This window comes from Algoriphagus ornithinivorans, assembly GCF_900115305.1.
GTDB classification, from domain to species: Bacteria; Bacteroidota; Bacteroidia; order Cytophagales; family Cyclobacteriaceae; genus Algoriphagus; species Algoriphagus ornithinivorans.
The window spans coordinates 315716-326815 of record NZ_FOVW01000007.1 but is presented as its reverse complement, the minus strand read 5'-3'; the positions used below and the strand labels follow the sequence as shown (position 1 = coordinate 326815).

Here is an 11100-nt window from a genome sequence, read left to right as displayed (position 1 = left end):
AATTTACGTTTAAATTCTTCAGAAAATTTACGATGTGAATTGATCCTTTTTCCCGTTTTTAGCATCTTCATTCTGATTTAAAAACGGTCAACCTATTTCAGGGAATGACAAGTTCAAGCTTTGAATTCTTTCCAGTAACTCGATAACTAATAACTCAATAACCAATAACTCTCTATTTTTAGACATAAGCTTTATTCATCACTTTTTTCAATAACAAACTCATTTCACTAAACATCTTCAAGATTTTTCCAAACTGATTTTTATCATGTTCTCTTGTGGGAATGGTCAGATTTTCCCATTAGCATAACTCCTAGTTTTGATTATTGAAAAAAATCAGAACATGGAACTGAAAACCTCCTACGCCCAAAAATTTCACCTCCCTTCCGAATATTTGAAAGAGTTTCATTGCTCTGTTTTGGAAACTGGATTTTGGCCTGCCAAAAAGGAGAGTATTTCCTGTGATCTTACCCAAGAAGAACCGAGCTTAATTAGCGTGGATCTTCATAAAGTGTTGGATTGGTTGCATGGAAATGAGCTACCAAAACCTCTTGAAAAGGAAGTATGCGAAATCCCCGTCCTACTTTTTGTTCCTGACTTTTCCACTGCTCACCTTCTATTCCATTATGATGGATCACCTAGCTCCGCGAGTTTAATCAAGCATTTTATCCAGCTTTTTAAAAAGCAAATTTCAATAAGCAAAGCCACTATTATTTCGCCTTGCTTTATCCCAAAATCCAAAATTAGAGAAGAACAGGAGTTAATCCAGCTTGTTTCCAATTCTACCCGGGAAACGAGCTTCATCAAATTTAATTTTTCCAGGATTGGGGACTTTTGGTCTTATGCTGTCAAGCATGATTGTAGCCTTTTAGTGACTACAAAAAGCTATCAAGCTGATCTCGCAAAAGTTCTATTCCACTTTTATAAAGGATCTCGGTGGTCAGATAAACTTTCTTTCTACCTGTCACTATAAGCCCTTAAAAAAACTGAGTTTGATCATGCTTCAAGTATCTAATCACCACTAATTCAAAAACTTTGAAAAAGCCTGCAACCATAAATCCTCCAGCTATTAAATGCTATCACTGTGGTGAACCATGTGAAAATGAAAATTTTCTATTGGAAGAAAAGCAGTTTTGCTGTCATGGTTGCAAGTTGGTGTATGAGGTTTTGGCAGAAAATGATTTATGTAATTATTATAACATAGAAGCTTTTCCGGGAGAAAGCCAAAAATCACAAACTGGGAAAAGCAATCGGTTTGACTATCTGAATGATGAAGAAACAGCAAGGAATCTCCTTGACTTTCAAAATGAAGAGCAGAGCCATGTTACTTTTTTTATTCCATTAATCCATTGCGCATCCTGTATCTGGTTGTTGGAAAACCTTTTCCACATTCATTCGGGCATTATATCCTCTAGGGTTGATTTCATAAAAAAGAAAGTTCAAATCAAGTTCTCCAATCAGAAGCTAAGTCTCAAAGAACTTGTTGAACTGCTTTCAGCCATAGGATATGAGCCAAGAATCAATTTGGCTAATCTTGAAAAAAAGCAAAAAAACTATTCGGATAATAGGATTGTCAAAAAGCTGGCAGTAGCGGGGTTTTGCTTTGGAAATATGATGCTCTTTAGCGTTCCTGAATATTTCTCTGAAACTGTTTTAATCGCCGAAAATTTTCGAGGACTTTTTAATTACCTAAATGTGGTATTGGCGCTGCCGGTAGTGCTCTATTCTGCCAATGATTATTATTTATCGGCTTGGAATTCCCTGAGACAGAAGAGAATCAATATGGATGTTCCAATCGTATTGGGAATCATTGCCTTGTTTTTTTATTCCCTTTGGGAAATTTTAATTGCGGGTAATGCTGGCTATATGGACAGCCTGGGAGGGTTATTGTTTTTCCTTCTATTAGGAAAAATTTACCAGCAAAAAACCTTTGCTACTCTAGAGTTTGACAGAGATTACAAATCCTATTTCCCAATAGCTATAACCCGACTTTCTCAGGATGTGGAAGAAGTGATCCCGCTGAGAAAACTAGAAGTGGGAAACCTCATCCGTGTAAGAAATGAAGAGCTTATTCCGGCCGATTCTATTCTTTTAAGTGAATCAGCCAATATTGATTACAGTTTTGTAACTGGTGAAGAGGTGCCTGTTCCGAAGAAAATAGGCGACTTGATTTTTGCTGGGGGAAGACAACTAGGAGATCCTATTTTATTGACAGTTCAAAAATCTCCTTCTCAAGGTTACTTGACTGATTTATGGAATAATGAGTCTTTTGAAAAGAAAAAAGATAAGCTTTTAGAACCGCTGTCAAACAAGATTTCGGCTTCTTTTACTTGGATTGTTATTTTTATCTCAGTCTCAGCTTTACTTTTTTGGTCCTTTACTGATTATTCAATTGCCGTAAAAAGTTTTGTCTCTGTATTGATTGTGGCTTGCCCATGTGCTTTGGCAATGTCTACTCCATTTACCTTAGGCAATACGCTTCGAATTTTTGGTAGGGGGAAATTCTATTTGAAAAATGCCAGCGTAGTAGAAAGGCTAGCTCTGATCGATACAGTAGTCTTTGACAAAACGGGAACGCTCACATCTCCTAGTCAAGCAAAAATAAATTTTCATGGCGAGCTTCTTTCAAATGAAACAAAATCTCTGATCAAGTCTCTGGTTTCTAAATCAGCTCATCCATTAAGTATTAGAATCAATCAATGGTTAGGGAATATTTCTGTTTTGGAAATAGAAAATTTTGAGGAAATCAAGGGAAATGGCTTGAGAGCCATCTATAAAAATCAGGAAATAAAAATTGGCTCCAGTGATTTCACCGGTTCCAAGAATGGAGAATTGGAAGAGCTTGGCAACCTAGTTTTCTTTCAGGTGGAAGGAGTGACAATAGGCTATTTTCATATCCAGTCTGGCCTAAGAGAAGGGTTGGAAGATGTGGTGAAGGCTCTCCGAGGAAAATATGAAATCCATGTATTATCTGGAGATCACCCTCATGAATTGGGTTCATTGAAAGCCAAGCTTGGAAAGGACATCCAATACAACTTTTTGCAAAGCCCAAAGGATAAAATGAATTATCTGAGGGACTTGAATACATCAGGTAAGGAAACGCTGATGATTGGTGATGGGCTGAATGATGCGGGAGCTTTACAGGAGAGCAATGTTGGAATAGCAGTCACTGATCAGGTCAGTCATTTTTCGCCTGCAAGTGATGCCATCCTGAGTTCAGATTCTATGAGAAGCATATCCGATTATCTGGGTTTCGCAAAGCAGTCTAGAAATATAATCAAAGCAAGTTTTGGATTAAGCCTTCTCTATAATGTAGTGGGAGTTAGTCTTGCTGTTCAGGGGCTACTAAGTCCAGTGATTTGTGCTGTTTTGATGCCAGTGAGCAGTATATCCGTGGTGTTATTTACTACCCTCAGTACTAATATCCTGGCGTGGAAAAAAGGTCTAATTATTCAAAAATCGACATAATATGGAAGTAATATTTCTATTGATAGCCATCAGCTTAATTCTCTCCGTGACTTTCCTTTGGCTCTTTTTCAGAGCAATGAAGGATGGTCAATTTGATGATGATTATACCCCATCCGTTCGAATTCTATTTGATTCTCATAAAAAAGCAACAAAAAAACAATCAACAAAACAATCAACAAAACAATCAACAAAACCTAAGTCCTATGAATGATGCTACGCTGGAACGGTTCCATTACGACAATAAGATTGTCAAATACTTTGGAGCTGCTACGATTATTTGGGGCCTGGTAGGCATGCTGGTGGGGGTAATAGCCGCTACTCAGCTATTCCTTCCCGAGGCCAATTTGGGCAATCCTTACACTACGTTTGGAAGAATCAGACCTCTGCATACTAATGCAGTCATCTTTGCCTTCGTTGGAAATGCAATTTTCGCCGGAATTTATTACTCCATGCCAAGATTGCTCAAAACTCCAATGTGGAATAAAGGGCTGAGTTGGTTCCACTTCTGGGGTTGGCAGCTAATAATTCTAGCTGCTGCTATTACACTCCCATTGGGTTTGACCACTTCAAAAGAATACGCTGAACTAGAATGGCCAATTGATATTGCCATAGCCTTAGTTTGGGTTGCATTTGGTGCCAATATGATTGGAACCTTATTCAAGCGAAGGGAAAGACACATGTATGTGGCCATTTGGTTCTATTTGGCATCTTTTATTACGGTAGCTGTACTTCACATTTTCAATTCCTTGGAACTTCCGGTTTCATGGACAAAAAGTTATTCAGCTTATGCAGGTGTACAGGATGCCTTGGTGCAATGGTGGTATGGTCATAATGCCGTTGCATTTTTCCTGACTACTCCATTCTTGGGGCTCATGTATTACTTTCTACCAAAGGCTGCCAATAGACCTGTTTATTCTTATAAGCTTTCTATCGTTCATTTCTGGTCTTTGATTTTTATCTACATGTGGGCAGGGCCTCACCATTTACTCTATACTGCTCTTCCTGAATGGGCTCAAGTGTTGGGGACGGTATTTTCAGTAATGTTGATCGCACCTTCCTGGGGCGGTATGGTGAATGGTCTTTTAACATTGAGAGGTGCTTGGGATAAAGTGAGGAATGAACCTGTACTCAAATTCATGGTGGTAGCCGTTACAGCCTATGGAATGTCCACGTTTGAGGGACCAATGCTTTCTTTGAAAAATGTCAATGCTATCGCACACTATACAGATTGGATTGTAGCACACGTCCACATAGGAGGCTTGTGTTGGAATGGTTTCTTGACCTTCGGTATGCTGTATTGGATGTGGCCAAGATTATTCAAAACCACCATTTATTCTCAAAAATTAGCTAATACGCATTTCTGGATCGGTACCCTAGGAATTATATTCTATGCCCTTCCTATGTATGTTGCTGCCTTGACTCAGTTTTTGATGCTGAGAGAGTTTGATGAAATGGGAAGGTTGGCTTATGGAAACTTCCTTCAGACGGTAGTGGAGCTTGTGCCTATGTATGTCTTGAGAGCATTGGGTGGATTACTCTATCTCATCGGTGCAATAATCATGGTATACAACATGTATAAAACAGCCCAAAAAGGAGTATTTCAAGAATATGAAGAAGATCAGGCTCCGGCTTTGGCACCTTCCTATAATGCAACAGGCGAATTTTGGCACCGTGCATGGGAAAGAAAGCCCATTTTCTTTACAGTCTTAGCGACCATTGCTATAGCTATAGGGGGAGCTATTGAAATTATTCCAACCATATTGGTTGAATCCAATGTCCCAACTATTTCCTCGGTTAAACCTTACACTCCATTGGAGTTGGAGGGTAGAGACCTTTACATCAAAAATGGATGTGTAGGTTGCCATTCTCAAATGATCCGGCCATTTAGGTTTGAGACTGAACGTTATGGAGAATATTCCAAGGCTGGAGAATTTGTCTACGATAGACCATTTTTATGGGGTTCCAAACGAACTGGTCCTGACCTTCACAGAGTAGGAGGGAAATACCCAGATTCCTGGCATTACTTCCACATGCAAGATCCATCCTCTATGTCTCCGGGCTCATTGATGCCTCCTTACCCATGGATGACAGAGAACATTATGGATTATTCGGATTTGCCTGCGAAGATCAGAACTCTCCAAAAACTGGGTGTCCCATATCCGGAAGGGTATGATGAGAAGGCGATGGAAGATTTGGACGTTCAGGCAAATCGTATCGTTTCCAACTTGAAAGAGGCAGGTGTAGAAACACTTCCTCATACAGAAATAGTGGCCATGATTGCCTATTTGCAGCGATTGGGCATAGATATCAAAGCTACAGCAGAAAATTAAATCAGGAAATCATGTATAAAGAAGTCTTAAGATCTATAGAGAATATTGAAATCTATCCAGTGATTTCCTTACTCATATTCGTTTTGTTTTTCCTTGGAGTGTTCTTTTGGGTATTTCGGATGCCAAAGGATTTGGAGGACCACATGAAATCTCTTCCTATGGAAAATGATGATCATTTAACCAGTGAACAGCCATGAAAAAGTTAAGCTTGAGTTTAGCATTATTAGCCCTTGCAAATTCTAAGTCATGGGCACAAACAGCAGAGTCCAATTGGTATACCAACCTTCAATCCATGGATTCTGGCCAGATAACCCTATTAATCATCCTTGGAATAGTGCTTCTGGTTATCGTTCTACTACTGATATTGATGGTTTACCTTATGTCTTTCATGGTGGCAGTCTTAAAAAAAGAGAATCCCGAAATGGCAAAAGAACCGAGTTGGTGGGAGAAATTTAAAGAGCGTTTTGTGACAGGGAAATTGCCAGAGGTAGGAAGTAAGGATGAAAAAGCCAAAATGATGGCGAATCATTCTTATGATGGGATAACAGAACTGGACAATTTTATGCCTCCATGGCTGCAATGGGTATTTATTCTGACAATCGCATTTGGAGTTGGATATTTCGTGAACTACTCTGTTTTGGGCATTGGAAAAACAGGAGTTGAAGAATATGAAGAAGAACTTCAATTAGAAGCAATAGCTGCGGAAGCACGAAAGGCCAATATGATGGCATCTATTGACGAAAGTAGTGTGGTGTTTGATGAGTCAGGAGCTGCTTTGAGTTCTGGTAAATCCATTTTCGAGGCAAATTGTGCTGCTTGCCATGCCTCTGACGGAGGTGGGGGAGTTGGTCCAAATCTGACAGATGAATATTGGATACATGGAGGAAGCATCCAAGATGTATTTAAAATTATAAAGTATGGAGTTGTCAGCAAAGGAATGGTTCCTTGGGAAGATCAATTATCACCGGTTGAGATTCAGCAAGTATCCAGCTTCATTTTGAGTCTTAAGGGTTCGACTCCAGCTAACCCAAAAGATCCTCAGGGAGAATTATTTATCCAAGAAACAATCCAACCAGAAGAATTAGCTTCTGATAGTACAGCGATCATCGCTTTAAATTAATTAAGGCTGCCAGGCTAGAAATCTGGCAGCCATACTCCAAATATGGCTAAGAAGAACCCTCATACTAATCCAGAAAACTTTCGTGATGCTTTGGCAACTGTCAAAGAGGATGGGAAGAGGAACTGGGTGTATCCCAAAAAAGTATCAGGGATATTTTACCGATATAGAACCTACCTATCATGGCTCTTATTGGCTATTTTATTTACAGGGCCATTTATTCAAGTTGATGGAAGACCATGGTTGCTATTCAATATTTTTGAAAGGAAGTTTATCATTTTCGGAGCTGTGTTTTGGCCACAGGATACTCACTTACTGATTTTCCTCCTATTGATTTTCATGGTTTTCATCATCCTGTTTACAGTCATTTTTGGAAGAGTCTGGTGTGGGTGGGCTTGCCCTCAAACGCTCTTTATGGAAATGGTATTTAGGAAAATTGAATATGCCATAGAGGGAGATGCCAATAGGCAAAGAACCCTCAATGAGGGACCATGGTCAGTAGAGAAGATAGTTAAGAAAGGAGTAAAACTGCTTGTTTTCGCAATTATTTCATTACTGATAGGCCATTTAGTCATGGCATATTTGATTGGAGTTGATCAAGTAAAGGAGATTGTCTCTCAGCCACCAACCCAAAACATGGCCGGATTTGTCGGGTTATTGGCTTTTTCAGGAATTTTCATGTTCGTGTTTACCTGGTTCAGAGAGCAAGCCTGTCTTGTTGTCTGTCCTTATGGGAGGCTTCAAGGAGTGCTTTTGGATGATAATTCTATCAATGTGATGTATGATTACGTCAGGGGTGAACCAAGAGGGCCTTTGAGAAAAAGTCAAGCTGAAATTTCACCCAAAGGTGATTGTGTGGATTGTAGCCTTTGCGTTCAAGTTTGTCCAACTGGCATAGATATCCGAAATGGAATTCAAATGGAATGCGTCAATTGTACGGCCTGCATCGATGCCTGTGACGAAGTGATGCTAAAAGTAGATAGGCCTAAGGGTTTGATTAGGTATGCATCCGAAAATAGTATTCAGAAAGGCGTGCAAAAACTAATGACTACCCGAGTAAAAGCGTATTCTTTGGTTTTGATTGTATTGATTCTAGGTTTTGTTTCTCTGATAGCGACAAGGGAAGACCTTGAAGCAACAGTCACCAGATTTCCGGGGATGACCTATCAAATGCGAGACAATGGAACTGTCTCAAATCTTTATCAAATCACTCTTATTAATAAGACATTTCAGGAGCAGTCTGTAGACCTGCAGTCTTTATCGGAAGATGTATCAGTTGAATTGGTAGGTACATCAAATTTGGTGTTGCAACCACAGTCAAAGGTCGAAGGAAGATTTTTTCTGGTCAAAAACCAGACAAAAGTGAGTGTCCCTCAGGAAAAAGTGAATTTATCATTGATTCATGAAGGAGAAGAAATAGATCAGATAAATACAAGTTTCATGGCTCCAGTAGCCAAAAAGCAATAATTATGGATTGGGGAAAAGGTATTCTATTAGCCATTATTGGATTCATTGTCATAATCATGACCATGGTGGTTATATCTGTCCGAATGGAAGGGATAGAGTTGGTTACTGAAAATTATTATGAGGCCGAAATCAACTATCAGGATCAAATAGATAAAGAAAAGTCCACATTGGCTCTTGAAAGAGAAGTGCTTCAGTTTGATGCGGAAAATCAAAGCCTCTTTTTAGATCTTCCTGTGGGAGCAACGGGCATACTTCACTTATTTCGACCTTCGGATTCTAAACTGGATCAGAAATTAACAGTAGAAATAAAAGAAGAAAATGAGAAGACAGTATCTATTCGAAATCTTCAAGCTGGTTATTGGAAAGCTCAATTGAGCTGGCAAGAAAACGGGGAATCATATTATCAGGAAAAGAAAATCTCTTTAAAATGATATGGACAGCCTTAGCCCTAGGTTTTTTGAGTTCCTTTCACTGTGTGGGAATGTGTGGGCCTATTGCTTTAGCTATTGGAAATTCAGGCTCTAATCAGTTCTTATGGAATAAATTTTTTTATAACCTGGGTAGAAGCTTCACCTACGCTTTCTTGGGATTGATTGTCGGGAGCTTAGGATTCAGTCTTTCCCTTGCAGGGTTTCAGCAGGGCTTTTCTATCCTGATTGGTTTATTTCTTATTTTCTTATCATTGCTTTTCAGGCAATCTGAAAATATTTCGTCTCTAGGTATCCTAAATGACCTTGTAAAATGGGTGAAAGCACAACTCTCGTTTTTCCTTAAAAGAGGTGGGGCTTTGGCTTTTTTTGGAACTGGATTGGCAAATGGACTATTGCCATGCGGAATGGTTTATTTAGCCTTGGTAGCTGCTTTGGGATTTCAAAGCCCAATATATGGAGCTATTTATATGTTTTTCTTTGGACTGGGCACCATGCCTTTATTGATGGCATTGATGCTTTCAGGTAAATTCCTTTCTACGAGTAAAAGAATACAATTCCAACGAGTCATTCCCTACCTGGGAGTGATCATTGGAATTGTATTTATTTTTCGTGGACTAGGCCTTGGAATACATCTTTTAAGTCCTGATTTGCAAGTGTTCAATTATGGATCCCAACAGGTGGAAATTACTATGTGCCGCTAATCAGATAGCTTTACTGAAGGAGAAAACCTCTTCTTGTCTATGTTGTAGCCGCAAATCAAACTGCATGCAGATGATCCGAATAAAGGCTATACCTAACTCTGTAATCTGAATAGTTTTACCCATTATATTTATCATACCCTCGATTTCCATATCCCTTAAATTTTCAAGGCTTGAATCTGACAATTGAGACCAGATATTTACTGGAACAAAAGCAGCTTGTTTACATATCAAGTCTAAGATAATTTCTTTTACCAACAGGTCTTCTTCTGTAAGGGAATGCCCTTTTACAATTGGCCAATTTGCTTTGGAAATTTCATTTTGGTAAAGTTCGACTGACTTTTGATTTTGAGCATAGGCAATATAAATGTCAGAGATGCTACTAGCTCCTAATCCTATTAAGATTTTTGATTTGGAAGTGGTGTAGCCCATGAAATTTCGGTGGAGTTTTCCACTTTGTCTAGCTAGATTCAGTGGATCTTTTGGTAAAGCAAAATGATCCATTCCAATTTCCGTATAGCCCATTTCGATCAAAAGGCTTTTGCCTAATTCGTAGAGGCTCCGCTTTTCAATTTCATTGGGTAAATGGGATTCATAACTTCTTTGAGCAGGGAAAGAAGTAGGTACGTGGGCATAGGAGTAAAAAGCTATTCTGTCGGGTTTTAATTCTTGGACTGCCTCGAAAGTACAGCTTAGAGTTTCTTCATTTTGATAAGGAAGACCATAAATCAAATCAAAATTTATGGATTTAAATCCAACTGATCGGGCATTCTCCACAGCTTCTTGTACCCGCTCAAAAGGTTGAATTCGATTGATGGTTTTCTGCACCAAAAGATCAAAATCCTGAATCCCGAAACTTACTCGATCAAACCCTAATTCTGCAAGTTTTTTCAAATGCTCTATGCTGGTATTATTGGGATGACCTTCAAAGCTGAATTCTTTTCCCGGTAATATTTCACAAGATTCAATGAGTTTTTTTAGGAAGGTGAAAAGATTTTCTGCAGAAAAAAAAGTGGGGGTTCCACCACCCAGGTGAATAGCTGCCAACTTCGGTTTTTCATGGAAAATGTTCAAATAATTTTCCCACTCTTTCAATAAACTTTCTAAATATGGATTTTCTATATCATGGTTTTTTGTGATTCTTTTATTACATCCACAATAGGTACATAGACTTTCGCAAAATGGTAAGTGGATATACAAAGATATTCCTTCCTCCTTTCCATATATCTGGAATGCTTGATCAACTAATTGAGACCAATGGTTGGGTTGGATGTTATTTTCCCAAAGCGGAACAGTAGGATAGCTGGTATATCTTGGTGCTGGTGAGTTATACTTTTGAATTAATTCTGGCTGAATTGTCATAAGAAAATAATTTTTTCAAATGTCTGATTCTTACGGCCAGTAAATATTGACAGAGGTAAGTCGGAAAACTGATAAAAATCATTTTGTGGTTTTTCCAAAAACCGTTTCAAATTGTATCGTGTGGAATTCTAATTCTGCTAAGGAATGAGATCGGTTATTTCATCCTTTGTTTTTATGAGAAAAGCAGCTATTTCAAAGATGAAGGAAAAAGAGTAAATTGTTCTATCAGC

General features: G+C 38.8%; 10 protein-coding genes. 9 read left to right on the top strand and 1 reads right to left on the bottom strand.

Annotated features, from left to right (window positions below):
- Positions 1-340: 340 nt before the first annotated feature.
- The 9 genes from BM073_RS13015 to BM073_RS12975 all read left to right on the top strand — a co-directional run bounded on the left by BM073_RS13015 (position 341) and on the right by BM073_RS12975 (position 9511).
- A complete protein-coding gene (locus BM073_RS13015; protein ID WP_091654766.1) occupies positions 341-970 on the top strand; it encodes a hypothetical protein in 630 nt (209 codons plus the stop codon).
- 62 nt (positions 971-1032) lie between these two features.
- Complete coding sequence (locus tag BM073_RS13010) at positions 1033-3465, top strand: heavy metal translocating P-type ATPase (RefSeq protein ID WP_091654740.1); 2433 nt, start codon at positions 1033-1035, stop codon at positions 3463-3465.
- Between the two features lies 1 nt (position 3466).
- Positions 3467-3676: a cbb3-type cytochrome oxidase assembly protein CcoS gene (gene ccoS, locus BM073_RS13005; protein ID WP_091654739.1), complete on the top strand. Its 210-nt coding sequence runs from the start codon at positions 3467-3469 to the stop codon at positions 3674-3676.
- Complete coding sequence (gene ccoN / locus BM073_RS13000; protein WP_091654737.1) at positions 3669-5795, top strand: cytochrome-c oxidase, cbb3-type subunit I; 2127 nt, start codon at positions 3669-3671, stop codon at positions 5793-5795. Before ccoS ends, ccoN begins: the two co-directional genes overlap by 8 nt.
- Before the next feature lie 11 nt (positions 5796-5806).
- Positions 5807-5992, top strand: coding sequence for a CcoQ/FixQ family Cbb3-type cytochrome c oxidase assembly chaperone (locus tag BM073_RS12995; protein ID WP_091654736.1), 186 nt, complete (start codon positions 5807-5809; stop codon positions 5990-5992).
- Positions 5989-6915, top strand: coding sequence for a cbb3-type cytochrome c oxidase N-terminal domain-containing protein (locus BM073_RS12990; protein WP_091654734.1), 927 nt, complete (start codon positions 5989-5991; stop codon positions 6913-6915). Before BM073_RS12995 ends, BM073_RS12990 begins: the two co-directional genes overlap by 4 nt.
- A gap of 42 nt (positions 6916-6957) precedes the next feature.
- Positions 6958-8379: a cytochrome c oxidase accessory protein CcoG gene (gene ccoG / locus BM073_RS12985; protein ID WP_091654732.1), complete on the top strand. Its 1422-nt coding sequence runs from the start codon at positions 6958-6960 to the stop codon at positions 8377-8379.
- A 2-nt stretch (positions 8380-8381) separates the two neighbouring features.
- Positions 8382-8810, top strand: coding sequence for a FixH family protein (locus BM073_RS12980; RefSeq protein WP_091654731.1), 429 nt, complete (start codon positions 8382-8384; stop codon positions 8808-8810).
- Positions 8807-9511: a sulfite exporter TauE/SafE family protein gene (locus BM073_RS12975; RefSeq protein WP_091654729.1), complete on the top strand. Its 705-nt coding sequence runs from the start codon at positions 8807-8809 to the stop codon at positions 9509-9511. Before BM073_RS12980 ends, BM073_RS12975 begins: the two co-directional genes overlap by 4 nt.
- Here BM073_RS12975 and hemN read toward each other — a convergent pair whose 3' ends face one another.
- Positions 9512-10870, bottom strand: a complete 1359-nt coding sequence (hemN, locus tag BM073_RS12970; protein WP_091654727.1) for an oxygen-independent coproporphyrinogen III oxidase — start codon at positions 10868-10870, stop codon at positions 9512-9514.
- Positions 10871-11100 lie beyond the last annotated feature (230 nt).

Coding starts and splice junctions, on each gene's coding strand:
- BM073_RS13015 (WP_091654766.1), top strand. CDS start 341: ATGGAACTGAAAACCTCCTACGCCCAAAAATTTCACCTCCCTTCCGAA.
- ccoS (WP_091654739.1), top strand. CDS start 3,467: ATGGAAGTAATATTTCTATTGATAGCCATCAGCTTAATTCTCTCCGTG.
- ccoN (WP_091654737.1), top strand. CDS start 3,669: ATGAATGATGCTACGCTGGAACGGTTCCATTACGACAATAAGATTGTC.
- BM073_RS12995 (WP_091654736.1), top strand. CDS start 5,807: ATGTATAAAGAAGTCTTAAGATCTATAGAGAATATTGAAATCTATCCA.
- BM073_RS12990 (WP_091654734.1), top strand. CDS start 5,989: ATGAAAAAGTTAAGCTTGAGTTTAGCATTATTAGCCCTTGCAAATTCT.
- ccoG (WP_091654732.1), top strand. CDS start 6,958: ATGGCTAAGAAGAACCCTCATACTAATCCAGAAAACTTTCGTGATGCT.
- BM073_RS12980 (WP_091654731.1), top strand. CDS start 8,382: ATGGATTGGGGAAAAGGTATTCTATTAGCCATTATTGGATTCATTGTC.
- BM073_RS12975 (WP_091654729.1), top strand. CDS start 8,807: ATGATATGGACAGCCTTAGCCCTAGGTTTTTTGAGTTCCTTTCACTGT.
- hemN (WP_091654727.1), bottom strand. CDS start 10,870: ATGACAATTCAGCCAGAATTAATTCAAAAGTATAACTCACCAGCACCA.